The organism is Streptomyces sp. NPDC048248 (assembly GCF_043201875.1).
Classification (GTDB): Bacteria; Actinomycetota; Actinomycetes; order Streptomycetales; family Streptomycetaceae; genus Streptomyces.
In genome coordinates, this window is the sequence record NZ_JBICZL010000003.1 from 335,461 (window position 1) to 358,106 (window position 22,646).

Consider the following 22,646-nt stretch of genomic DNA (forward strand, 5'->3'; position numbering starts at 1 on the left):
CCGTACGACCCGCACGGGCGGGTGCGCGTGCCGAGAGCCCATCCGCACGCGCACCCGCCGTATCGAGAGCCGAGGGGACAGCAATGGCACAGCCACTTGACGGTCTGACCGCGATCGTCACCGGGGCCGGGCGGGGCCTGGGCCGCGCCGAGGCGAGGGAACTCGCCCGCCTGGGCGCCAACGTCGTCGTCAACGACTTCGGGCAGCCGGGCCGGGACGGCTCGGGCGAGGCGTCCGCGGCCCCGGCGGAGGAGACCGCCGCGGAGATCCGTGCGGCGGGCGGGCGGGCCGTCGCCCACCTCGGCGACGTCGCCGACTTCGAGCAGGCCGGAGCCCTGGTGCAGCTGGCCGTCGACACCTACGGGCAGCTGGACATCCTGGTGAACAACGCGGGCATCCTGCGGGACCGGATGATCTTCTCCATGAGTGAGGACGAGTGGGACTCGGTGATCCGCGTCCACCTCAAGGGCCACTTCAACACCACCCACTTCGCCGCGACCCACTGGCGCACGCGATCGAAGGCGACCGGCGGCCCGGTCTACGGCCGGATCGTCAACACCTCCTCCGAGGCGTTCCTCGCGGGCTCGGCGGGCCAGCCCAACTACGCCGCGGCCAAGGGCGGCATCGTCGGCCTCACCACCTCCACGGCCCTAGCCCTGGCCAAATACGGTGTCACCGCCAACGTCATCTGTCCGCGCGCCCGCACCCGGATGACCGAGGACGTCTTCGCCGGCATCCCCGCACAGGAGGCCGGCGAGAACCCCGAGCGAGGAAGGCCGGACCCTCTCGCGCCCGAGCATGTCTCCCCGCTCGTCGGCTACTTGGCCTCGCCGGCCGCGGCCGGGGTCAACGGGCAGCTTCTGGTGGTGCACGGCGGGATGGTCGCGGTCGCCGAACGGCCCCGGATCGCCGCGAAGTTCGACACCGCGAAGGACACCTTCGGCTATCAGGAGCTCGACGATCTGCTCACGCCCTACTTCGCCGAACGCCCACCGGGCGAGACCTTCGCCGCGGCAGAGGTGCTGGGGCTCAAGCACGGCTGATGTCAGGGCCCGGCGTGCGGTCCTGGTGCCGCCACGCAAACGGCCGTGGCCGCCGCGCCGCGGGTGAGCGGTGCGGCGGCCACGGCCGTGCGCGTCGGGCGGCGGCGGAAGCCCGCCGGACCGGCCTTACGCGTTCTGGGTCTCCTTGACCCTGCGGTGCCGTCCGTTGGCGGCGTCCCTGGCCTCTTCCGTGGCGGCCGGGCCACGGTGCCTGCCGGAGCTTGCCGCCGCGGCGGCCTGGGCGGATGCCTCCTGCGGGCGCGCCTCGGTCGTGTCGGTTCGGGCTTCGGACATGAAAAGACTCCGTCAAATCGCTTACAGCTGTACGCGTCGGGACCTCCCCCAGCTACTGCTGGGCCAGGAGGAAAGACGGGCTCTCCCCTCCTGAGCAGCACTGTCGGTGGCCGGTCAACCGGCTGCGTAGCCCCCGTCAAAATTCTAACGGGGTGGGTGACGGTGCTTCACGGTGCCTCCGGGGCCGCCAGTGGTGCCTGTTGCAAGGGCACTGGCCTGCACATATGGGGATGCGCGAGGTCGTCGTACGGTTCCGGCTCCACGGCGTGGGGATGTGCGGATGATGTGGAGCCCTTGTCAGGATCCGCAGCATCCGGGACAATCCCCGCGCTCATCGCCGGATCGCACACGACAGGTGAGTCGACCGGCGACGAGATCAGCGCGATGTCCGCCCGCGCGCTCCGCCGCGGGACCGGCTCCGGAGCGTGCTCCAGCGGTATGGCCATCCGCGCCACTCCGCAGGGCACCGCGTCCGTCGCGTACGGCAGCAGCAGTTCGCCGCCCGCCGTCCACAGTCCGGCGCCCGCCAGCCACCCCTCCGGCGCGGGGAACTGCCGCAACTGCCGGCCGGCGGGCGCCCACACGCCCAGCCGGGTGCCGCTCGCCCCGTCGAGCCGGAACGCCACCGCGCAGCTCTCCGGCGTCAGCTGCTGCCCCGGCTGGACCGCGAACGGCCGCACCGCCGTGTCGGCGGGCCGCAGGCACTCCGGGAAGCGCACCGGCAGGCTGCTGCCGAGCACGCCCCAGCCCAGCCGGTCGTGGCCCGGAGCGTCCGACCGCACGATCAGCAGTCCGCTGTCCGGATCGGCCAGCAGCAACCGGTCGTTGCTGTCCTCGGTGATCTGCAGCAGCAGGCCGGCCTCGCCGCCCCCCACCGGATCGACCACGACGGTCTTCGTCCGGCCGCCCCATTCCCGGTCCAGGGCCAGCAGCCGGCCGCCCCGGTCCAGCCAGACGCCGCCCGTGCAGCGGCCCGGCAGTTCGGTGATCGGCTCGGGACCGCGGCCGCCGCCGTGCACCAGCCACAGCGTGGTGCTGTGCGTGCCGGGCGCCACGGCGTAGGCGAACACGCCGCCCGGGGCGGGCGGCAGCAGGGTCAGCTCCGGCGCCTCGACGGTGCCGAGCGGGAGTTCACCGGTGCCCGGCCCCGTCGGGTAGAGCAGCGAGAGGGCGAAGTACGAGGCGACCCGGCGCAGGATCAGCACCCGGCCGTCCGCGAGCGGCAGCAGTTCGCTGTCCGGCTCCTCCGGCTGGCGACCCGGCAGCGGAACGGCGTACGGCTCGGGGCCGTTGATCGTCCAGCGCTCCGGAAACCAGCTGCCGGCGGCGTCGTCGTGACGGGCGAGCCGCGCGCCGTACGAGCCGTCGGCGGCGATCGTCAGCGCCGCGCGATACGGGCTTTCGAGCGTCCACGCACCCTCAGTTGCACAGATCGTCATCGAGTGGTCACCTCCAGTCAGCAACCGAAGCTAGTTTTTGCACTTCCGGCCGATCAACGCGAGTTGCCGTACTTCACGCATAAGGGTGGCGATTGTCCCGTTCTCCGGTGCCCGGCGGGCCGGTTGTGCTTCGCCTTTCAACCGAGTGGGCCGCGCGGCGGCGCGACGCCGTGTCCTGCACCGCCGTCACGGCCCGGGTGCGGGCCCGGGCCGGCGGTGGCACCGGTGGTGACCGCGACTCGTCGTCGGGGTACGGGTGAGAGGTAACCTTCCCCCGTGCCCGCACTGTCTGAAGTCCTCACCGCGCTCGATGCCCTCTGGCCCCCGGAGCGGGCCGAGGAGTGGGACGCCGTCGGCACGGTCTGCGGAGACCCCGACTCCCAGGTCCGCCGGGTGCTCTTCGCCGTCGACCCGGTCCAGGAGATCGCCGACGAGGCCGTGCAGCTCGGCGCCGATCTCCTCGTCACCCACCACCCGCTCTACCTGCGCGGCACGACCACGGTCGCCGCGTCGACCTTCAAGGGCAAGGTCGTCCACACCCTGATCAAGCACGACATCGCGCTGCACGTCGCGCACACCAACGCCGACACCGCCGACCCGGGCGTCTCCGACGCGCTGGCCGGCGCCCTGGACCTGCGCGTCCTCGGCCCGCTGGTGCCGGACCCGAGCGACCCGGCGGGCCACCGCGGCCTGGGCCGGGTCTGCGAGCCGACGCACCCGATGTCCCTCGCCGACTTCACGGCGCATGCCGCCGCTCGGCTGCCGGCCACCGCCCAGGGCATCCGGGCGGCCGGCGACCCGGACCGCGAGATCCGGACCGTCGCCGTCTCCGGCGGCTCCGGCGACAGCCTCTTCGGTGTCGTACGGGCGGCGGGCGTGGACGCGTTCCTCACCGCCGACCTGCGCCACCACCCGGCCTCCGAGGCCACCCAGACCTTGGGGAGCACCCCGCCGGCGCTGCTCGACGCCGCCCACTGGGCCACCGAATGGCCGTGGTGCGAGCAGGCCGCGGCCCAGCTCGACGCGGTCTCCGACCGGCACGGCTGGGGCCTGCGCACGCACGTCTCCCGTACGGTCACCGACCCCTGGACCGCCCACGCGGCGTCCGCCCCCTTCACCGCCCCGACGAACACAACAGGAGCCCCACGCTGAACGCCGCGCCCGCCGACCAGATCCGCCTCCTCGAGGTACAGGCCCTGGACGTCCGTCTGTCCCAGCTCGCGCACAAGCGCAAGAACCTGCCCGAGCTCGCCGAGCTGCAGGCCCTGGAGGCCGACCTCGTCCAGCAGCGCGACCTGCTCGTCGCATCCCAGACCGAGGAGAGCGACACCGCCCGCGAGCAGACCAAGGCGGAGCAGGACGTGGACCAGGTGCGCCAGCGCGCCGCCCGCGACCAGAAGCGCCTGGACTCCGGCGCCGTGACCTCCCCCAAGGACCTGGAGAACCTCCAGCGCGAACTCGTCTCGCTCGCCAAGCGCCAGGGCGACCTGGAGGACGTCGTCCTCGAGGTCATGGAGCGCCGCGAGGCCGCTCAGGAGCGGGCCGCCGAGCTCACCGACCGGGTCGAGTCCATCCAGGCCAAGGTCGACGACGCCGCCGCGCGTCGGGACGCCTCGTACGCCGAGATCGACGCCGAGCGCGGCACGGTCACCAAGGAGCGCGAGCTGACCGTCGCCGACATCCCGGCCGACCTGCTCAAGCTGTACGACAAGATCCGCGCGAAGGAGGGCGGCGTCGGTGCGGCCCGCCTTTTCCAGCGCCGCTGCGAGGGCTGCCGCCTCGAGCTGAACATCACCGAGGTCAACGACGTGCGGGCGGCCCCCGCCGACGAGGTCCTGCGGTGCGAGAACTGCCACCGCATCCTGGTCCGCACGCCGGACTCGGGCCTGTAGGCCATGCCGCGCAGCTTCATCGTCGAAGCCGACGGCGGGTCCCGGGGCAACCCGGGGCCCGCGGGCTACGGCGCGGTGGTCATCGACCCGGCGACGGGCGAGACGCTGGCCGAGGCCGCCGAGTTCATCGGCACCGCGACCAACAACGTCGCCGAGTACAAGGGCCTGGTGGCCGGCCTGCGGGCGGCCCATGCCCTGGACCCGCAGGCACAGGTGCGGGTGCGGATGGACTCCAAGCTCGTCGTCGAGCAGATGTCGGGCCGCTGGAAGATCAAGCACCCGGACATGAAGCCGCTCGCCGCCGAGGCCCAGCGCATCCTCCCGCCGTCGCAGGTCACCTACGAGTGGATCCCGCGGGCGAACAACAAGCACGCCGACCGGCTCGCCAACGAGGCGATGGACGCCGGCAAGCTCGGCAAGCAGTGGCAGCCGGGCGACTCCCGGGCGGCACTCGACGCCGGGCCCGCCCGCAGCGACGCCGCGCGCGCCGCGGATGCGGCTGCCGAGGCCGATGAAGCCGCCGAGACGGCCACCGCGAGCGCCCCGCCGGTCGGCTGGGCCCCCGCCGACCTCGGGGCACCCGCCACGTTCGTCCTGCTGCGGCACGGCGAGACCGCCCTGACGCCGGAGAAGCGGTTCTCCGGCAGCGGCGGCACCGACCCGGAGCTGTCGGCCGCCGGCCGCAGGCAGGCCGAGGCGGCCGCCTCGGCGCTGGCTGCCCGCGGCACGGTCCAGGCGATCGTGAGTTCACCGCTGCGGCGCTGCCGGGAGACGGCAGGGACGATCGCGGCCCGGCTGGGCCTTGAGGTCCGGATCGACGAGGGGCTGCGCGAGACCGACTTCGGTGCCTGGGAGGGGCTGACCTTCGCCGAGGTGCGCGAGCGGTTCCCCGACGAGCTCGACGCCTGGCTGGCCTCCGCCAAGGCCGCGCCGCCCGGCGGCGAGTCCTTCGCCTCGGTCGCCCGCCGGGTCGCGGTGGCCCGCGACAAGCTCATCGCCCGGTACGCGGGCAGGACCGTCCTGGTCGTGACCCATGTGACGCCGATCAAGACGCTGGTCCGGCTCGCGCTGGGCGCGCCGCCGGAGTCGCTGTTCCGTATGGAGCTGTCCGCGGCGTCCCTGTCGGCGGTCGCCTACTACGCCGACGGCAATGCCTCGCTGCGGCTGCTGAACGACACCTCGCACCTGCGGTAGCGGGCGAGCGAGCAGCGGAAGGGCCCGGCACACCGAGGTGTGCCGGGCCCTGCCATGTCCAGCTCCGGGGGAAAGCTGGACGGTTCGGGTGGCTCAGGTGGCCAACGCCGCGGCCTCGCGGGCGAGTTCACGTACCCGGTCCCAGTCCTTCGCGGCCAGCGCGTCGGCGGGGAGCATCCAGGTGCCGCCGACGCAGCCCACGTTGGGCAGCGCCAGGTACGACGGCGCCGACGCCAGGGAGATGCCGCCGGTCGGGCAGAAGCGGGCCTGCGGCAGCGGCGCGGAAAGCGACTTGAGGTAGGCGGTGCCGCCCGCCGCCTCGGCCGGGAAGAACTTCATCTCGGTGATGCCCTCGTCGAGCAGCGTCACCACCTCGGAGGCGGTCGAGACGCCCGGCAGGAACGGCACACCGCTGTCCCGCATCGCACCCAGCAGGCGCGGCGACCAGCCGGGGCTGACCAGGAAGCGGGACCCGGCCGCGCGGGCCGCGTCGACATCCGCGGGGGTGAGCAGGGTGCCGGCGCCGATCACCGCGTCCGGGACCTCCTCGGCGACGGCCCGGATCGCGTCCAGCGCGGCGGGCGTGCGCAGGGTCACCTCGATCGCCGGCAGGCCGCCCGCGACGAGCGCCCGGGCGAGCGGAACGGCGTCCGCGGCGTCGTGCAGGACGACGACCGGGACGACGGGGGCGAGCCCGAGGACGGAGGGGGCGGCGGGCACGGAGGAGGCGGCGCTAGTCACGCGCCCATAGTGCGCCACCGATCCACTCTACGCAACGAGCGTTGCGCATGCTGCAACGCGTTGGTGCTTCGGGCGCCCTCAGGGACGGCGGCGGCTCACAGCTCCGTCACGATCACATCCACCGACCACGCCTTCCCCGCCTTTGCCGGGGCCTGTGCCTCCACCGCATGGCCCAGCCCGCGCAAGTCCTCCACCAGCTCCGCCGGACCGGCAGGATCGAGCCCCGCGGTCAGCAGATCTCGCACCAGCCGGCCCTTGGTGGCCTTGTTGAAGTGGCTGACCACGGACCGCTTCTCGACCCCGTCCACGACCTTCGACTGGAGTACCCGCACCGTCGCCGTCCGCCCGGCGATCTCCCCCTTGGGCTTCCACGCCGTCGCGTACGCCGCCGACCGCAGATCGAGCACCAGCCCGTCCCCGGCCGCCGCCGGCATCACCTCCGCCATCGGCGCCCGCCAGAACGCGCCCAGCGCACCCAGCCCCGGCAGCTTCACGCCCATCGAGCAGCGGTAGGACGGGATCCGGTCACCGATCCGCACGGCGCCCCACAGCCCCGAGAACACCAGCAGCGACCGCTCGGCGCGCTCCCGGGCCGCCGCGTCCAAGGACGCGAGCCCCAGGGCGTCGTAGAGCACCCCGGTGTAGATCTCCCCGGCCGGGCGCGTGCCCGCGGTGCGCAGCCCCGCGTTCTTGCCGACCTCGCCCTTGAGGCCCTCGCTGAGCCCGAGCACCTCCTGCGCCTTGGTCTCGTCCGCCGCGCACAGCTCGACGAGCTCCTCCAGCACGGCCGCCCGCGCGGCGGTCAGCCCCGGCAGGGACAGTGCGGCCGGGTCCAGCGGTGCCCCGGCGCCTCCGGCGGCCTTCCCTTCGGACGGCGGCAACAGCACGAGCACGGTGTTCTCCTTCACGGCGGTACGGGTGGGGGTGCGGCCCCGGGAAAGCGTATGGCCTGCGGCGGGGGAGCCGGGAACCCGCTCACCGGACCGCCCCGCGACGCGCACCGCCCACCGGCCCGCATGCCGCGCCGGGAGGCTCCGCCCGCCATACGCTCGGTTTCATGCCCCGTCGCCATATGCACGTGACCGAGGCCGCCGAGGCCCCGCTGCGCCATGCGCTGCGTGAGCTGCGCGCGGAGATGGAGATCCCGGACCACTTCACGGCCACCGCCCAGGCAGAGGCGGACAGTGCCGCACTCGCCCCGCGCATCCCCACCGCCTGCGGCAGCGTGGCGACCGAGCACACCCTCGCCGACGCCACCGATCTCCCCCTCTTCACCATCGACCCGCCCGGCTCGCTCGACCTGGACCAGGCGATGTTCCTGTCCCGGCGGGACGGCGGCGGGTACCGCGTGCACTACGCCATCGCCGACGCCGCCTCCTTCGTGACGCCGGGCGGCGCCCTGGACGCCGAGGCGCACCACCGCGTGACGACGCTGTACTTCCCCGACGAACGGGTCCCGCTGCATCCGCCCGTGCTGAGCGAGGGCGCCGCCAGCCTGCTGCCCGACAAGGACCGCCCCGCTGTCCTGTGGCAGCTCGACCTCGACCGGCAGGGCGCACTGACCGCGGCCTCGGTACGGCGCGCCCTGGTGCGCTCCCGCGCCAAGCTCGACTACGTGGGCGTCCAGCGGGTCATCGACGACGGCACGGCCGAGGAGCCGCTCGCCCTGCTCCGAGAGATCGGACTGCTCAGGGAGGAACAGGAAGTCCAGCGGGGCGCGATCTCCCTCCACGTCCCCGAGCAGCAGATCGTCGAGCGGAACGGCCGCTACCGCCTCGGCTACCGAGCGCCGCTGCCCGCCGAGGGCTGGAACGCCCAGATCTCCCTGCTCACCGGGATGGCCGCGGCCGAGCTGATGCTCACCGCCGGCGTCGGCATCCTGCGCACACTGCCGACCGCTCCCGACGGCTCGGTCGCCCGGCTGCGCCGCACCGCCCGTGCTCTCGGCGTCGACTGGCCCCACCACACGTCCTACGCCGCGCTCGTACGCACCCTCGACCCGCGCAGCCCCCACCACGCGGCGTTCCTCCAGGAGTGCACCACCCTCCTGCGCGGCGCCGGCTACACCGCCTTCGACGGCACCGCGCCGGACGCCTCGCACGCCCAGCACGCCGCTGTCGCCGCCCCCTACGCCCATGCCACGGCGCCGCTGCGGAGGCTCGTCGACCGCTACACCTCCGAGCTGTGCCTGGCCGCCTCCGCCGGTGTCGCACCGCCCGACTGGGTCCGCCGCGAACTGGACGCCCTGCCCCGCACGATGGCGGCCGGCACCCGGCGCGCCAACGAGGTCGAGCGTGCCTGCGTCGATCTCGTGGAGGCGGCCCTGCTGCGGGGCCGCGTCGGCGAGACCTTCGACGCGGTCGTCGTCGACGTCGAGGAGAAGAACCCCACCCAGGGCACCGTCCACCTCATCGCACCGGCCGTCGTCGGCCGCGTCGAGACCACCGAGGACACCGCGTCCCTGCCCCTGGGCGAACCCCTCCGCGTCCGCCTCACCGAGGCCGAACCGGGCACGGCCCCGGTGCGCTTCGAGCCGGCGTGAGTGCCGGGGGAGGGGACGGGCGTTGCCGAACGGGGCGTGCGCCTCATGCGACCGAGGACCCCTTCACCGACGGTGGGGCGCCGGGTCCCGCGGCCGCCCCACCGGACTCCGATGCGGTCGCAGCCGCCGCCTCCACCGCCGCCCGCACGGCCGCCACGGCTCCCCGTGCGTCGTCGGCGTGGAAGCGCACCGTACGCACCTCGATCCGCCGCCCCAACAGCCGCTCTGCCGTGACCGGTTCCCGCAAGGCGACCGTCACCGAGGTCTGCCCGGCCACCGCCAGCTCCAGCAGATCGTCCCGCCCCGCGCCTTTCCGCTGCTTCTCCGCCTTGGTGAACCGCAGGTCGTAGCGGACCGAGGCGATCCGCTCCAGCGGGATGTCCACCTCCATCCGCGCGCCGTCACGCAGCCGCAACGATTCCGCTGCCAGGACGTGCGGCCGGGTGACGGCCGCGGCCTGGAGCCCCAGCATCGTCAGCACCGTGTAGACATCGATGACCAGCATCACCAGGTGCGCCACCGGGTGGTCGGCGAGCAGCACCGCGAGGGCGGTGGTCTCCACCGCGCAGACGAACGTCAGCCCGTAGACGATCGCGGCCTGCGCCGACCCGTACCCGAACGGCCGGTCGCCGGCCCCTACCCCGGCCCGCCGGCGCGTCACCCACCGCCCCAGGCTGACCAGCCACCGCCCCTCGTGCCCGGCCACCCGCCGCACCCGCTCCCATATGGTCACGCCGCTCACCGCTCCCCCTCCCGCCCTGCGTTTTGCTCCCGCTCCGCGCTGCGCTCCCGCTCCACGACCAGCCGGATCGCCCGCCGCACCGCCTCCGCCTGGGCGGGGGCGAGATCCGCGAACACCGCCTCGGCGAAGCCCGCGCCGTCACCGACGCCGCCCGCCCCGCCCCCGTCGCTCCCGGCGTCCGCCCCTGACCCGGCCGGCCACCCGGCATCGAGGACGCTTCTCGCCACCACCCGCTGCGGCAGACAGTCCGCCAGCGCCCTCGCCACGTCCGCCACCTCAGGAGCGCCGGGCTCCGCCGCGGCCAGCCCGTCGAACAGCCCGTAGACCTCGTACGCCCGCTCCATCCCACCCGGCGCGGTGAACGTCTCCCGCAACGCCGACATCAGCTCCTGCTGACCGCCGGAGCCGCCGGCGGTCTCCAGCAGGGCCAGCACCTCCCGGTCCTTGGCGGCCATCACCGGCTCGGGCCCGGGCATCGCGGCGGAGGCACGCGCCATCTCCGCGAACAGCTCGGCGAGTTGCTCCGAAACCGGCCCCTCGTCCGGCAGCCCGCCGTGCTCCTCCGCCCGCCGCAACAGCGCCGCGAGCCGGCTGCGGCGGGTCCGGATCGCCTCCTCCTGGCGCGCCAGGTCCGCGTCCAGCTCGACGAGCACGTCCCGCAGCTCCCGCCCGGCGTCGTCGGCCAGCACGTCCCTGACCTCCTCAAGACCCAGCCCCAGCTCCGTCAGCCGCCGCACCCGCGCCAGCGCCACCGCGTCGCGCAGCCCGTAGTCGCGGTAGCCGTTCGCCCGCCTGACCGGCTCCGGCAACAGGCCCACCTGGTGGTAGTGCCGCACCGCACGCGTGCTGACGCCGGCCAGCGCGGCGAGTTCTCCGATCCTCATGCGCTCTTCCTCATGCGATCAGTAGAAACGTTGACGTCGCGACAAGGTCAAGCATCGGCCCGGCCCGGCGCCCGGGGAGGCACGGGGGAGAGCCGCCGGTCCGTGCCGTTCCCTCCCTGCGGGTAGCATGGTCGGCACGGCGGACGAGCCGGCCGGGCGGCCGCGTGAGGATCGAGAGATCCTCCCGAGGAACGTCCGGGCTCCACACGGCAGGGTGGTGGGTAACGCCCACCCGGGGTGACCCGCGGGACAGTGCCACAGAAAGCAAACCGCCGGGGCCGCGAGGTCCCGGTAAGGGTGAAACGGTGGTGTAAGAGACCACCAGCCTCCGAGGTGACTCGGAGGGCTAGGTAAACCCCACCCGGAGCAAGGTCAAGAGGGGCTGCCATCCCGGTTGGGATGACGGCCCTGCGCGGACGATCGAGGGCTGCCCGCCCGAGTCCGCGGGTAGACCGCACGAGGCTGTCGGCAACGGCAGCCCTAGATGGATGGCCGCCTCCCCTCGGCCCGCAAGGACCGGGGGAGACAGAACCCGGCGTACAGGCCGACTCGTCCGCCGCCTCTCCGGGCTCCGCCCGGACGCCCCGCCGCCACCTGTGGCTCTCTCAGGCGTGGGCCGTTTCGTCGCACGGCGAGGGCCGCACGGATGGTGTCCGTGCGGCCCTCGGTGCGTGGGGTGGGAGTCGGTGGGTCAGGACGCCTGGGCCTCGTTGTAGAGGTTCTTGGCGTCGTCGCCGAAGTACGGGCCGAACATGGTGTCCGGCAGGAACTGATAGCCGAAGCTGTTCACCGAGGACTGCAGGCCGGTGCCGGTGGACTCGTCGAACGAGGTGAACCACGGGCCGCCGCTGGAGCCGCCCGTCATGTTGCACGACAGTCCGTGGTCGTCGGAGAGCAGCGGGTCCTTGAAGGAGTTGCCGCTGCAGTAGATGAGCTTGCTGCCGTCGTACGGGGCCGCGGCGGGGTAGCCGAAGGCGTACATCTGCTTGTTGTAGCCGGGGTTGAAGGCCAGGCCCTGGCCGCCCACGACGTCGGTGAGCTTCTTGCCGTCGAGCGGTGCGACGACCGCCGCGCCCACGTCGTAGTTGATGTCCTCGCTCGCCGTCCACTGGGGGGTGGAGAGGGTCTTGGAGGCTGCCCACTTGCCGTACGGGGCCTCGCCGTCGTGGTAGCCGGGCACGAAGACCCAGTTGGTGTGCCAGGCGCCCTCCAGCTTCACGCAGTGCCCGGCGGTGATCACCGTGCTCTTGTTGGTGCTGGTCACGGCGTCGCCGGAGCAGGAGGCCGAGCGTCCCTGATAGGTGAAGAACACCCGGCCGGTGGTCTTGACGACCGCGCCGCCGCCGGTCCACGGCCCGCCCGCCTGCGGCAGGATGCCGGGCAGCAGCGAGGCGGCGGACGGCACCTTCGGGAGCTGGGGGAGCGTGGGCAGGACCTTGTGGGGAGCGCCACGGGGGACCTGTGTCTGCGAACGGAGCTTCTCCGTACGGGACTTGGCGGCAACGGAGGTGAGATCGAGGGGCGTGGCGGAGCGCATCCGGTCCGCGGTCCAGAAGGCGGAGAGGGAGGACTGCGCGGCGGGGGAGCGGTCAGCGGTCCCGGCCGGGGTGGCGGCGCCGGCCGGGCCGGCGGGGAGGGTGACCGCGAGCAACGCCCCGGCTGCCGCCAGGACTCCGAGGGCGGCGCGCGACCTGCGCGGCCGGGAGGTGTGGGGGTCCGGTGTGCGGGCGTCGGCCCCGGTGCTGCTGACGGCTATCTGGCCACGAACGGTTCGTCTCACGCGTAACTCCTTCTGCGGGGGCCGCGCGGCGGGCGTGCGGCCGACGGGACGGGGCCGCGTGGGGCGGCCCGGCAGATGAGCGAGCTGTGCGGTGGAAGGTGGCGCGGTTGCGAGGTGCACAGGCGCGGGTGGGGGCTTCGTGGTGGCGCGGGTCGGTGGCGCACGGCAGAGGTGTGCGAGGAGAAGAGTGCCACCGGAAGCGAGAAGTGGGCAGGGGGCGGGGTGTGACTTTGCCGTGCAGGATCGGAGTGCGGCCGCCCGGTGAACGGCCCGTCGCACGGAGGTGGGCGGGCGCCTCCGCCCTGTGAGCAGCGCGGCGGTGGTGCCCGCCAAGGGGGTTGCCTGGGAGGCGAGTTGGTTCGGCCGTTGTGAGATCGGCTCAAATCTGCCGGTGGGCGGGGCGGGCGGTGGCCGGGTGCTCAGCCCGGCCACCGGTGCTCTTCGCGACGGCCGACCGCCGGCCTTGACGTCCCCGGTCCGGCCGCCGTTCAGCCCTCGCTGCCCGTGCTGCCCGCGCCTCCCGCGATGTCCGTGGCGGTGCCGCCGACGTGGGAGCGGGGGTCGCCGTCGCGCAGTTCGACGGTCAGCAGTCCGGGACGGCCGAGGTCGTGGCCCTGGTGGAGGGTGAGGGTGACGGGGGCGGTGACCAGGCCGAGGGTGCGGGCGTAGGCACCGAAGGCGGCCGCCGCGGCGCCGGTCGCCGGGTCCTCGACGACGCCGCCGACCGGGAAGGGGTCGCGGACGTGGAAGACGGTGGGGCTCTCCCGCCAGACCAGTTGAAGGGTCGTCAGATCCAGGCGGCGCATCAGGGCGGCCAGCCGCTCGAAGTCGTAGTCCAGCATCGCCAGCCGCTCGCGGGTGGCGGCGGCCAGCACGAGGTGCTGGTTGCCCGCGTAGGCGATACGGGGCGGCAGCGCAGGGTCGAGGTCGGCGGCGGCCCAGCCGAGGGCGGCAAGCGCCTCGGCCAGGTCGGCCGGCGCGGCGGCGGTGATGCGCGGCTCGACGCTGGTCAAGGTGGCGTGCAGGGCGCCGCCCCGCCGGGTGACGGTGACCGGGACCGGGCCCGCCTGGGTGGCGAAGACCAGGTCGCCGGGGCCGGTCCGCTCGGCGAGTGCGATCGCGGTGGCGACCGTCGCGTGCCCGGAGAAGGCGACCTCGGCCAGCGGGCTGAAGAAGCGGATGGTGAACGCCCGGCCCGGTTCGCCCAGGCCCGCGGGCGGCGGGGTGAGGAACGCCGTCTCGGAGTAGCCCAGTTCGGCCGCGATGGCCAGCTGCTCGGCGTCCGTCAGGCCCGCCGCGTCCAGGACGACGCCGGCCGGGTTGCCACCCTGCGGGTCGTCCGAGAAGGCGGTGTAGCGCAGTACCTCGGGGGTGGCGCGAGGGGCTGCCGGTGCGGGGGCGTCGTGTGTCATGGCGGGGGAACCGGGCCGTCGTGCCGGGTTATTCCCCGGCGGCGCGTCGCACCCGGCCGGTGCGGCGGCCGCTCACCGGCCGGCCGGGCCTCACCCCCGCCCGACGTACGGCATGTTGGTCGCCATCACCGTCGCGAACTGCACATTCGCCTCCAGCGGCAGCGCCGCCATGTGGACGACCGTGCGGGCGACGTCGGCCGCGTCCATCACCGGTTCGACCGCCGTGCTGCCGTCGGCCTGCAGGATGCCGGTCTGCATCCGGCCGGTCATCTCGGTCGCCGCGTTGCCGATGTCGATCTGGCCGCAGGCGATCCGGTACGGCCGGCCGTCGAGGGAGAGGGACTTGGTCAGGCCGGTCATCGCGTGCTTGGTGGCGGTGTAGGCGACGGAGTGCGGCCGCGGCACATGGGCGGAGATCGAACCGTTGTTGATGATCCGGCCGCCCTGGGGCTCCTGCTCCTTCATCGCGCGGAACGCGGCCTGCGCGCAGAGGAAGGATCCGGTGAGGTTGACGTCGACGACCGACCGCCAGTCGTCGTAGGTCAGTTCGTCCAGGGGCGCGGCCCGGCCGAAGGTGCCCGCGTTGTTGAAGAGCAGGTCCAGCCTGCCGAAGCGGTCGCGGACGGCGGCGAAGAGGGCGTCGACCTCGTCGGGGCGCGTGACGTCGGTCGGCACCGCCACGACCGCGGGGCTGTCGGCGTCGCCGCGGCCCAGCTGCCGGGCCGTTTCCTCCAGGGCCGTCGCACGCCGGCCGGCCAGCACCACGGTCCATTCGGCGGCGGCCAGCGCCTGGGCGACCGCCCGGCCGATACCGGAGCCGGCGCCGGTGACCACGGCCACCTTCCGCGGCCCCGCCGCCCCGTCCTGCCGCGCGCCCCGTGCCGCGGGCGCGGTGTCCGCTTCCTGCCCGCTCGGCGCGCCCGGCGCCGAAGGGGTGGGCCGGGCCGCCGGTGCCGTTCCCGCTACCCGTCCCGCGCGTGCCGTCGGCGTTGCCCGTGCCACCAGAGTGTTCTGTGCCATGGCGGCAGCGTAAGGGGCGTGGCCACGGCGGCTGCGTAAGGGGCGTACGCGCGAGCGGCGGGCCGGGCCTACGCCGGTGCCGCCCGGCCGCGAAGGCGCCGCCACCGGTGGGGCGAACGTGCCGCGATTGTCCGGCAGCGCCCGTTGCGGGGCCACTCCTCATCCAGCGGCCATGCATGCGTCGTACACGGGACAGCGCCGCGCCGTCCTCCGCCCGTCCAATCACCGGTGACAACCACCGTCAGGGGAGGGGCAGATGACCCAGCACGCAGCGCACGATCAGGAGATCCGGGCCGCCGCCGCGCACGTCGGCCGCCGTCGCTTTCTCACCGTCACCGGCGCCGCCGCCGCACTCGCTTTCGCCACCAATCTGCCGGGCGGCGGCGTCGCGTACGCGACCGAGGCCGACGCGCGGAAGATCAGCGACAACCCTTTCACCCTCGGCGTCGCCTCCGGTGACCCGCTGCCCGGCTCCGTGGTGCTGTGGACGCGGCTCGCCCCGCGCCCCTACGAGCCGGGCAACGGCATGCCGGACGCCAGGGTCACCGTCCGCTGGGAAGTCGCCTACGACGAGCACTTCAAGAGGCTCGCGGGCCAGGGCCGCGCGGACGCCCACCCGGAGTTCAACCACTCCGTGCACATCGAGCCCACCGGCCTGGCGCCCGACCGCGTCTACTACTACCGCTTCCGCGCCGGCGACTGGATCAGCCCCGTCGGCCGCACCCGCACCGCGCCCTCCCGCAGCGCGCGGATCAACGACCTCAAGCTCGGCGCCGTCTCCTGCCAGGCGTACCACGACGGCTACTTCACGGCCTACCGCCATCTCGCGCAGGAAGACCTCGACGTCGTCTTCCACCTCGGTGACTATCTGTACGAGTACCCGGTGACGGCGGCGGGCGGCGCCCGCGCCTACACCGACCGGACCCTGCCCTCGCTCTTCAACCGCGAGACGGTCACCCTGGAGGACTACCGGCTGCGCTACGCCCTGTACAAGTCCGACCCGGACCTGCAGGCCGCGCACGCCGCGCACCCCTTCATCGTGACGTGGGACGACCACGAGGTGGAGAACAACTACGCCGCGGAGATCAGTGAGGGCAACCTCCCGCCCGCCGAGTTCCTCGTCCGCCGGGCCGCCGCCTACCGCGCGTACTGGGAGAACCAGCCGTTGCGGAGCCCGCAGCGGCCGCAGGGCTCCGACGCCCGCCTCTACCGCCGTGTCCAGTACGGCCGGCTCGCGCAGTTCGACATCCTCGACACCCGCCAGTACCGCTCGGACCAGGCTTACGGCGACGGCTGGCACGCGCCGGGCCCGGAGTCCGCGGACCCCCGCCGCACCCTGACCGGCGCCACCCAGGAGCGCTGGCTGATCGACGGCTGGCGCGAGTCCACGGCGCGGTGGAACGTGCTGCCGCAGCAGGTCACCTTCTCCGAGCGGCGCGACGCCACGGGCGACGCCTACCGGGTGAGCATGGACGCCTGGGACGGCTACCCGGCGTCCCGCGAGCGGGTCCTGGCCGGCGCGGAGTCGGCGGGTGTGGACAACCTCGTCGTGCTCACCGGCGATGTGCACGTCCACTACGCCCTCGACATCAAGCGGGACGTCAAGGACCCGGGGTCGCGCAATGCGGGCGTGGAGTTCGTGACGACCTCGATCGCCAGCGGCAAGGACGGCGCGGACAAGCCGGCCAACTGGGACACCTACATGGCGGCCAATCCGCACATGAAGTTCTACAACGGCCGGCGCGGCTATGTGACGGTCACCCTGGACCAGGACACCGCCCGCGGCGACTACCGGACGGTGTCCGCCGTCACCACGCAAGGGGCACCGATCGCCACCGCGGCGTCCTTCGTCTCGGAGGCGGGCGACCCGGGACTGAAGCCGGCCTGACCCCGGGATCGCGGCCCTCTGCACCGCCCGGTGCGCGGGCCGCTTCACCCGGTCGGCGGAGTACGCGGCGGCCCGCATCCCGCCGGTTCCCGGGACTCGGGAACCGGGCACCGGGGCACGCCCCCACGCCCCGGCCCAGGTCCGACGGTCCAGCCGCAACCGGCCCGGCGGCAGGTCCGTGCATGACACCATGGTGCGGCCATCAATAAACCATGGAGACGCTCATGACGGACCCCGGCCCCAGCACGGCCGAGACCAAGGACCTTCCCCCGATAGCCGAGCGGGGCGCGGCAGCAGCACCGGCCGCGTCCCGCCGCACCAGCCTCCTCGTGACCTTCGTCCTCGGCGGCCTCACGGCGGTCCCGCCGCTCTCCATGGACATGTACCTCCCGGCTCTGCCGCAGGTCACCGCAGCACTGCACAGCCCGGCCGCCACCGTCCAGCTGACCCTCACGACCTGTCTGGCGGGCATGGCCCTCGGCCAGATGATCGTCGGCCCGATGAGCGACAAGTGGGGGCGCCGCCGCCCGCTGCTCGCCGGCATGGTGATCTACATCCTCGCCACCGCCCTGTGCGCGGTCGCCACCAACGCCGAACTCCTCATCGCCTTCCGCCTGTTGCAGGGCCTGGCCGGTGCGGCCGGCATCGTCATCGCGCGGGCGGTGGTGCGTGACCTCTACGACGGCGTGGCGATGGCCCGGTTCTTCTCCACCCTGATGCTCATCTCCGGGGTCGCACCGGTCGTCGCACCGGTCATCGGCGGCCAGATCCTGCAGGTCACCGACTGGCGCGGGGTCTTCGTCGTGCTGACCGTCGTCGGGATCCTGCTGACCCTGCTGGTCTGGCGCAAGCTCGACGAGACCCTGCCGCCCGCACGCCGGCACCCCGGCGGCCTCGGCCAGACCCTGCGCACCATGCGCGACCTGCTGGCCGATCGGGCCTTCTCCGGCTACCTCCTCGTCGGCGCCTTCGCCTTCGCCGCCCTCTTCGCCTACATCTCCGCCTCGCCGTTCGTCGTCCAGGAGATCTACGGCGCCTCCCCGCAGACCTTCAGCCTGCTCTTCGGCGTCAACTCCGTCGGTCTGGTGCTGGTCGGCCAGATCAACGGCAAGGTGCTTGTCGGCCGGGTCAGCCTGGACAAGGTGCTCGGCACCGGCCTGGTGCTGATCGCGGTCGCCGCGACCGGCCTGCTGCTGATGTCCTCCGGGGTGTTCGGCGCGGTCGGCCTGGTGCCGATGGCGGCGGGGCTCTTCGTCCTGATGGCGTCCATGGGCCTGGTCATGCCCAGCACCAACACCCAGGCGCTGCTGCGCACCCCGCACGCGGCCGGCTCCGCCTCCGCGCTGCTGGGCACCTCGACCTTCCTCCTCGGCTCGGTGGCCTCCCCGCTGGTGGGCATCGCGGGGGAGCGGACCGCCGTGCCGATGGCCGTCGTACAGCTTTCCTGCGCCGTTTTGGCGCTCGTGAGCTTCCTGGGGATGTGCCGCCCGTGGCAGCGTAGGGGGGAGACCACCGGGAGCACCGCCGGCGAGGGGACCAGGCTCTGAACGCACCGAGACTCCGATACGGCACCCCGGCCCGGGCCGGCCTCGACCCGACGTGGATGGAACGACTGGTCCAGGGCGTGCGGGCGCTGCCAGGCGGGCGGCCCGCCTGGTGCGCGGGAGCCGTCGTCCTCGCCGGCCGCGGCCCGGTCGTCGCCGTCGAGGACGCCACCGGCTGGGCGGTGCGCTACCGCTCCTACGACCCGGAGCGGCAGCGGGGCGTGGACCTGCCGCGGGACCGCTGGGAGCCGATGCGGGTCGGTACCGTCTTCGACCTCGCCTCGCTCACCAAGCTCTTCACCGCCGTCGCCGCGCTCCAGCAGGTCGAGCGCGGCTTCCTGGCCCTCGACGAAGAGGTACGCGGCCACCTGCCCGCCTTCGCCCGCGGCATCACCGTGCGGCAACTGCTCGACCACACGTCCGGCCTCCGCCCGGAGCTGCCGTTCCACGACCATCCGGGGAGAGCCGCCCAGCTCGCGCTGCTGTGGCGGGAGGCGGCGGCCCCCGCCGGCGGCCCGGCCGGCGCGCACCTCTACTCCGATCTCAACCTCATCGCCCTCCAGCTGGTCCTGGAGCAGCTCACCGGGCTGCGCCTGGACGCCCTCGTCCGGGAGGGCATCACGGCGCCGCTGGGCATGCTCAGCACCTCCTACGGGCCGTTGGCGCCCCAAGGCGTGGCGGCGACGGAGGACCAGCGGCGCCCGTGGGCGAAGGCCGACCGCGGGATGGTGCGGGGTGAGGTCCACGACGAGAACGCCTGGGCACTGGGCGGCGTGGCCGGGCACGCCGGTCTCTTCTCCACCGCCCAGGATCTGGCCGTGCTCTGCCGGACGCTGCTCAACGGCGGCGCCTACGGCACCGCCCGCATCCTGGGGCCGGACGCCGTGGCCGCCCTGCTCGACCCGCCCGGCCTCGGCTTCGGCGTCGACCAGCCGTACTTCATGGGCGAGTTGGCGGGGCACGGCGCGGCCGGCCACACCGGCTTCACCGGTACCAGCCTCGTCCTGGACCGGGCCACGGACACCTTTTTGGTGCTCCTCGCCAACACCGTCCACCCGTGCCGCCGCAACGGTGGCAGCGCTCCCCGTGCGGCCGCCGCCGACTGCCTGGCCCGGGCGGTCGCCCGCGCCGGCTGACCACCGGGCGCCGCCGGCATCATCCGGCCCCGCCCGCCCCCGGCAGCTCGCCCGCACCGGCCCCTCCAGCTCCTCCCGCCGCGCGGAAGGAGCGCCTTCAGGGCCCCGTAGACTTTTCCGAATGCACGAGGAACTGCGGGCCGCACTGGCCGTCCTGCTCGACGGCCTGCCGCCCAAGCAGGCCGTGCAGGCCGTCGAGCGGCTGATCGTCAACTACCGGGGCCGTACGCCCACCGACGCACCGGTGCTCAGGGACCGCGCCGATGTCGCCGCGTACGCCGCCTACCGGATGCCGGCGACCTTCGAGGCGGTACGGGCCGCGCTGGGCGCCTTCGCCGAGCGGCTGCCGCAGTGGTCGCCGGCCACCCATGTGGACATCGGTGGCGGCACCGGCGCCGCCACCTGGGCCGCCGCGGCCACCTGGAAGGGGCATCAGAGCACCGTCCTCGACTGGGCGCAGCCCGCACTCGACCTCGGCCGTGAGCTGGCGGACGGGGTGCTGCCGGATGTCCGGTGGCAGCGGCAGGTCATCGACGAATCGCTGGCGGTCCCGGCGGATACGGACCTGGTGACCGTGTCCTACGTCCTGGGCGAGCTGCGGCCGGAGGCCCGGCGGGCCGTGGTGGCCGCCGCGTCGACCGCACATACCGTGGTGCTGATCGAACCGGGCACCCCCGAGGGCTATCGCCGCATCATCGCGGCCCGCGAGCAGCTCGTCGAGGCCGGGCTGCGGATCGTCGCGCCCTGCCCGCACAGCGACACCTGCCCGATCATCTCCGGCGCGGGGAACCCCCCGCCTGCAGGAGCCGCCGGGGACTGGTGCCACTTCGCGGCCCGGGTCAGCCGTTCCTCCCTCCACCGCCAGGTCAAGGGCGGCTCCCTCCCGTACGAGGACGAGAAGTACAGCTACGTCGCCGCCACCAGGGCGGACGCCTCCCCGGCCCCCTCCCGTATCGTCCGCAAGCCCCAACTCCGCAAGGGCCAGGTGTTGTTGGACCTGTGCACCGCGGAGGAGGGGCTGCAGCGCGCCACGGTCACCAAGCGGCACGGCGACCTCTACCGCGCGGCCCGGGACGCCGCCTGGGGCGACGACTGGCCGCGTTCCTGACCTCTGTACCCCTCCGCCGCGGGCCGGGGCGACGGCCTCGGCCCGCGGCCGGCAGTGCTCACGCGTCGCCGTCCTTCGACGGCTCGGACCTTTCCGTCCGCGCTTCCTGGAGCTTGCGCAGCAGTTCGCGGCGCTGTGCCTGCGGATCGGGCCGGCCGCCGTGCGTGCCGCCGCTCGCACCGCCGCGCAGCGCGCCGCGGGAGAGCTTGCTGCGGGTGCCGCCGACGCCGAGCATGCCGCCCGCTTTTCCCTTGCTCATGAGGTGATCCCTTCACCGGTCGAACGAGACGCACCGTCTCGCTTCTGGTTCAGAATGAGGCGAGACGCTGCGTCTTGTCAAGACGATACGTCTCGCCTCACGTGGCTAGACTTCACCCATGGCCAACAAGACACCCCCCGATGCCTCGCGCCGCAGTGAGCGCTCGCGTCGCGCGATCTTCGACGCCGCCCTCGCGCTCGTCGGCGAGGTCGGCTACGACAAGCTCACGATCGAAGGAATCGCCTCCCGGGCGGGGGTGGGCAAGCAGACGATCTACCGCTGGTGGCCCTCGAAGGCCGCCGTCCTGCTGGACGCCTTCACCGTCGACGTGGACGGCTACGGGGAGGCCATGCCGAACACCGGCGACCTGGCGGCCGACCTGAAGTCCGTACTGCGTGCCACGGCGGACGAGTTCAACGACCCGGCGTTCCAGGCCCCCTACCGCGCCCTCGCGGTGGCCGGCGCGAACGACGAGGAGCTGTCCCGCACCTTCGTCTCCCGGCTCCTGGAGCCCGGTATCAGTGCCTACACCGACCGGGTGCGGGCGGCCCAGGAGGCGGGCGAGCTGGCCCCCGACGTCGATCCCCGCATCGCAGCGGAAATGGTCCTGAGTCCCTTCTCACAGCGATGGCTGATGCGCACCGGTGAGCTGACCCACGAGTTCGTCGACACCCTGGTGGACCTGGCGCTGCGTGGCCTGCGGGCGCGCCCCTGAAAGTTCACGCCGACCTGATGATGATGTGGGCAAATGCCCCCATTCGTCGGTTCTTCGTTCACCCCGGATCCGCACACCGGTCACCCGAGGCGCAGGATGGTGGCAGCATTGATCCCAGACCACCGCTCGAAGTGAGGGGATAGATGGAACGCAAGAGCAGGTTCTCCCAGTGGCTGCGCCGGCCGAAGAGCGGATCGGACGGCGGCGATACGGACACGGGATCGACGGCCGCGCGCGGCCGTGAGGACCTGCTGCTGGCGGCCGCCGACGCGGGTTTCCCCATCGCCCCGGCAGCGCACCCCTCCGGCTACGGCTGTTCCTGTGAACGCATCGGGTGTCCCACCCCTGGCCGGCATCCGATCTCTTTCGGCTGGCAGACCGTCGCCACCACCGACCGCGACAAGGTCGCCACCTGGCTGCGCACCCTCCCGCACGCCAACTTCATCACCGCCACCGGCATCATCCACGACGTGCTCGACGTCCCCGTCGAAGCGGGCCGCAGCGCCCTGGGCCGGCTGGACGCGGCAGGCATCGACGTCGGACCGATCACCCTCAGCGGCAGCGGTACCCGCGACGGCCGGATGCTGTTCTTCACCGCCACCCGCGGCACCCCGGACGACGAGGACGAGTGGTGGCCCTGCGAGCTGGACTGCCACCCCGAGACGCTGGACGAACACCCGGGCCTGCGCTGGCACTGCCGCGGCAGCTATGTGCTGCTGCCGCCCTCCGAGCTGCCCGGTGACCAGCCGGCCGTGAGCTGGCTGCGCGGCCCCGAACTGCCGCTGCCCGACCCGCTGACGCTGCTGGAGTCGCTCACCGACGCCTGCGCCGAGTTCCTCGACCGCGAACCCCACCACGAGTCGGCGGCCTGGCCGATCGGCCGCTGACGCCCCCGGAAGCCTGCGGGCCGTACGAACGGTCCGGTCCCGCACGCATCCGTACGCACCGCGTCACGGACCTCACGGAAGACGCCGAAGGGGCCGCCGGACACCCGGCGACCCCCGACACGGCGG

General features: G+C 73.6%; 21 protein-coding genes and 1 other RNA gene. 12 read left to right on the top strand and 10 right to left on the bottom strand.

Features of this window, described 5'->3' with window-relative positions; translation table 11 throughout:
* Positions 1-83 precede the first annotated feature (83 nt).
* On the top strand, positions 84-1,043 hold the full coding sequence (locus tag ACGFZW_RS07570; RefSeq protein WP_393892103.1) for a 3-oxoacyl-ACP reductase: 960 nt from the start codon (positions 84-86) through the stop codon (positions 1,041-1,043).
* 126 nt (positions 1,044-1,169) lie between these two features.
* Here ACGFZW_RS07570 and ACGFZW_RS07575 read toward each other — a convergent pair whose 3' ends face one another.
* Together ACGFZW_RS07575 and ACGFZW_RS07580 are read right to left on the bottom strand one after the other, a co-directional pair.
* Positions 1,170-1,337 (bottom strand): hypothetical protein, encoded by a 168-nt coding sequence (locus ACGFZW_RS07575; protein WP_393892104.1) that lies wholly within the window; start codon positions 1,335-1,337, stop codon positions 1,170-1,172.
* A 167-nt stretch (positions 1,338-1,504) separates the two neighbouring features.
* Positions 1,505-2,776 (bottom strand): hypothetical protein, encoded by a 1,272-nt coding sequence (locus tag ACGFZW_RS07580; protein WP_393892105.1) that lies wholly within the window; start codon positions 2,774-2,776, stop codon positions 1,505-1,507.
* 276 nt (positions 2,777-3,052) lie between these two features.
* On the opposite strand from ACGFZW_RS07580, the gene ACGFZW_RS07585 reads away from it, so the two are divergent.
* Genes ACGFZW_RS07585 through ACGFZW_RS07595 form a run of 3 tightly spaced genes read left to right on the top strand, consistent with a single transcriptional unit; the run spans position 3,053 to position 5,862 of the window.
* The gene (locus ACGFZW_RS07585) at positions 3,053-3,928 is read left to right on the top strand and encodes a Nif3-like dinuclear metal center hexameric protein (protein ID WP_393892106.1); all 876 of its coding nucleotides are present in this window, start codon (positions 3,053-3,055) and stop codon (positions 3,926-3,928) included.
* Positions 3,925-4,668 carry a zinc ribbon domain-containing protein gene (locus ACGFZW_RS07590; RefSeq protein ID WP_393892367.1) on the top strand — a complete coding sequence of 248 codons (744 nt, stop codon included), beginning with the start codon at positions 3,925-3,927 and terminating at the stop codon, positions 4,666-4,668. The genes ACGFZW_RS07585 and ACGFZW_RS07590 overlap by 4 nt, the downstream gene beginning before the upstream one ends.
* 3 nt (positions 4,669-4,671) lie before the next feature.
* Positions 4,672-5,862, top strand: coding sequence for a bifunctional RNase H/acid phosphatase (locus ACGFZW_RS07595; RefSeq protein ID WP_393892107.1), 1,191 nt, complete (start codon positions 4,672-4,674; stop codon positions 5,860-5,862).
* A 93-nt stretch (positions 5,863-5,955) separates the two neighbouring features.
* Here the strand turns inward: ACGFZW_RS07595 and eda are convergent, their stop codons facing one another.
* Both eda and yaaA read right to left on the bottom strand, forming a co-directional pair.
* A complete protein-coding gene (gene eda / locus ACGFZW_RS07600; protein WP_393892108.1) occupies positions 5,956-6,603 on the bottom strand; it encodes a bifunctional 4-hydroxy-2-oxoglutarate aldolase/2-dehydro-3-deoxy-phosphogluconate aldolase in 648 nt (215 codons plus the stop codon).
* A gap of 95 nt (positions 6,604-6,698) precedes the next feature.
* Positions 6,699-7,496: a peroxide stress protein YaaA gene (gene yaaA, locus ACGFZW_RS07605; protein ID WP_393892368.1), complete on the bottom strand. Its 798-nt coding sequence runs from the start codon at positions 7,494-7,496 to the stop codon at positions 6,699-6,701.
* Between the two features lie 164 nt (positions 7,497-7,660).
* On the opposite strand from yaaA, the gene ACGFZW_RS07610 reads away from it, so the two are divergent.
* On the top strand, positions 7,661-9,145 hold the full coding sequence (locus ACGFZW_RS07610; RefSeq protein WP_393892109.1) for an RNB domain-containing ribonuclease: 1,485 nt from the start codon (positions 7,661-7,663) through the stop codon (positions 9,143-9,145).
* A 43-nt stretch (positions 9,146-9,188) separates the two neighbouring features.
* Here ACGFZW_RS07610 and ACGFZW_RS07615 read toward each other — a convergent pair whose 3' ends face one another.
* Positions 9,189-9,887 (bottom strand): hypothetical protein, encoded by a 699-nt coding sequence (locus ACGFZW_RS07615; RefSeq protein WP_393892110.1) that lies wholly within the window; start codon positions 9,885-9,887, stop codon positions 9,189-9,191.
* On the bottom strand, positions 9,884-10,771 hold the full coding sequence (locus ACGFZW_RS07620; protein ID WP_393892111.1) for a MerR family transcriptional regulator: 888 nt from the start codon (positions 10,769-10,771) through the stop codon (positions 9,884-9,886). Before ACGFZW_RS07620 ends, ACGFZW_RS07615 begins: the two co-directional genes overlap by 4 nt.
* Positions 10,772-10,915: 144 nt before the next feature.
* Here ACGFZW_RS07620 and rnpB point away from each other — a divergent pair.
* Positions 10,916-11,327, top strand: an RNA gene (gene rnpB, locus ACGFZW_RS07625) — RNase P RNA component class A.
* Positions 11,328-11,462: 135 nt separating this feature from the next.
* On the opposite strand, the gene ACGFZW_RS07630 is transcribed toward rnpB, so the two are convergent.
* From ACGFZW_RS07630 to ACGFZW_RS07640, 3 genes are all read right to left on the bottom strand, one after another.
* Entirely contained in the window at positions 11,463-12,440 is a 978-nt protein-coding gene (locus ACGFZW_RS07630) for a trypsin-like serine peptidase (protein ID WP_393892369.1), read from the bottom strand.
* A gap of 599 nt (positions 12,441-13,039) precedes the next feature.
* Complete coding sequence (locus ACGFZW_RS07635) at positions 13,040-13,963, bottom strand: PhzF family phenazine biosynthesis protein (protein WP_393892112.1); 924 nt, start codon at positions 13,961-13,963, stop codon at positions 13,040-13,042.
* 90 nt (positions 13,964-14,053) lie between these two features.
* On the bottom strand, positions 14,054-14,983 hold the full coding sequence (locus ACGFZW_RS07640; protein WP_393892113.1) for an SDR family oxidoreductase: 930 nt from the start codon (positions 14,981-14,983) through the stop codon (positions 14,054-14,056).
* A 256-nt stretch (positions 14,984-15,239) separates the two neighbouring features.
* Here ACGFZW_RS07640 and ACGFZW_RS07645 point away from each other — a divergent pair, with 256 nt between their 5' ends.
* From ACGFZW_RS07645 to ACGFZW_RS07660, 4 genes are all read left to right on the top strand, one after another.
* A complete protein-coding gene (locus tag ACGFZW_RS07645) occupies positions 15,240-16,871 on the top strand; it encodes an alkaline phosphatase D family protein (RefSeq protein ID WP_393892114.1) in 1,632 nt (543 codons plus the stop codon).
* A gap of 224 nt (positions 16,872-17,095) precedes the next feature.
* Positions 17,096-18,418: a multidrug effflux MFS transporter gene (locus ACGFZW_RS07650; protein WP_393892115.1), complete on the top strand. Its 1,323-nt coding sequence runs from the start codon at positions 17,096-17,098 to the stop codon at positions 18,416-18,418.
* 56 nt (positions 18,419-18,474) lie between these two features.
* Entirely contained in the window at positions 18,475-19,551 is a 1,077-nt protein-coding gene (locus ACGFZW_RS07655; protein ID WP_393892116.1) for a serine hydrolase domain-containing protein, read from the top strand.
* 121 nt (positions 19,552-19,672) lie between these two features.
* Positions 19,673-20,659 (top strand): small ribosomal subunit Rsm22 family protein, encoded by a 987-nt coding sequence (locus ACGFZW_RS07660; protein ID WP_393892117.1) that lies wholly within the window; start codon positions 19,673-19,675, stop codon positions 20,657-20,659.
* 58 nt (positions 20,660-20,717) lie between these two features.
* On the opposite strand, the gene ACGFZW_RS07665 is transcribed toward ACGFZW_RS07660, so the two are convergent.
* Complete coding sequence (locus tag ACGFZW_RS07665) at positions 20,718-20,918, bottom strand: DUF6243 family protein (RefSeq protein WP_393892118.1); 201 nt, start codon at positions 20,916-20,918, stop codon at positions 20,718-20,720.
* 118 nt (positions 20,919-21,036) lie between these two features.
* On the opposite strand from ACGFZW_RS07665, the gene ACGFZW_RS07670 reads away from it, so the two are divergent.
* The gene (locus ACGFZW_RS07670; RefSeq protein WP_393892119.1) at positions 21,037-21,633 is read left to right on the top strand and encodes a TetR/AcrR family transcriptional regulator; all 597 of its coding nucleotides are present in this window, start codon (positions 21,037-21,039) and stop codon (positions 21,631-21,633) included.
* Positions 21,634-21,776: 143 nt separating this feature from the next.
* Entirely contained in the window at positions 21,777-22,520 is a 744-nt protein-coding gene (locus tag ACGFZW_RS07675) for a bifunctional DNA primase/polymerase (RefSeq protein ID WP_393892120.1), read from the top strand.
* Positions 22,521-22,646: the final 126 nt, after the last annotated feature.

What these genes read in the sequence shown, in the direction of transcription:
- ACGFZW_RS07595 (WP_393892107.1), top strand. Translation starts at nt 4,672, where the DNA reads ATGCCGCGCAGCTTCATCGTCGAAGCCGACGGCGGGTCCCGGGGCAAC.
- ACGFZW_RS07620 (WP_393892111.1), bottom strand. Translation starts at nt 10,771, where the DNA reads ATGAGGATCGGAGAACTCGCCGCGCTGGCCGGCGTCAGCACGCGTGCG.
- ACGFZW_RS07575 (WP_393892104.1), bottom strand. Translation starts at nt 1,337, where the DNA reads ATGTCCGAAGCCCGAACCGACACGACCGAGGCGCGCCCGCAGGAGGCA.
- ACGFZW_RS07665 (WP_393892118.1), bottom strand. Translation starts at nt 20,918, where the DNA reads ATGAGCAAGGGAAAAGCGGGCGGCATGCTCGGCGTCGGCGGCACCCGC.
- ACGFZW_RS07670 (WP_393892119.1), top strand. Translation starts at nt 21,037, where the DNA reads ATGGCCAACAAGACACCCCCCGATGCCTCGCGCCGCAGTGAGCGCTCG.
- ACGFZW_RS07655 (WP_393892116.1), top strand. Translation starts at nt 18,475, where the DNA reads ATGGAACGACTGGTCCAGGGCGTGCGGGCGCTGCCAGGCGGGCGGCCC.
- ACGFZW_RS07570 (WP_393892103.1), top strand. Translation starts at nt 84, where the DNA reads ATGGCACAGCCACTTGACGGTCTGACCGCGATCGTCACCGGGGCCGGG.
- ACGFZW_RS07580 (WP_393892105.1), bottom strand. Translation starts at nt 2,776, where the DNA reads ATGACGATCTGTGCAACTGAGGGTGCGTGGACGCTCGAAAGCCCGTAT.
- ACGFZW_RS07635 (WP_393892112.1), bottom strand. Translation starts at nt 13,963, where the DNA reads ATGACACACGACGCCCCCGCACCGGCAGCCCCTCGCGCCACCCCCGAG.
- ACGFZW_RS07640 (WP_393892113.1), bottom strand. Translation starts at nt 14,983, where the DNA reads ATGGCACAGAACACTCTGGTGGCACGGGCAACGCCGACGGCACGCGCG.
- ACGFZW_RS07610 (WP_393892109.1), top strand. Translation starts at nt 7,661, where the DNA reads ATGCCCCGTCGCCATATGCACGTGACCGAGGCCGCCGAGGCCCCGCTG.
- ACGFZW_RS07650 (WP_393892115.1), top strand. Translation starts at nt 17,096, where the DNA reads ATGACGGACCCCGGCCCCAGCACGGCCGAGACCAAGGACCTTCCCCCG.
- ACGFZW_RS07675 (WP_393892120.1), top strand. Translation starts at nt 21,777, where the DNA reads ATGGAACGCAAGAGCAGGTTCTCCCAGTGGCTGCGCCGGCCGAAGAGC.
- ACGFZW_RS07645 (WP_393892114.1), top strand. Translation starts at nt 15,240, where the DNA reads ATGACCCAGCACGCAGCGCACGATCAGGAGATCCGGGCCGCCGCCGCG.
- ACGFZW_RS07660 (WP_393892117.1), top strand. Translation starts at nt 19,673, where the DNA reads ATGCACGAGGAACTGCGGGCCGCACTGGCCGTCCTGCTCGACGGCCTG.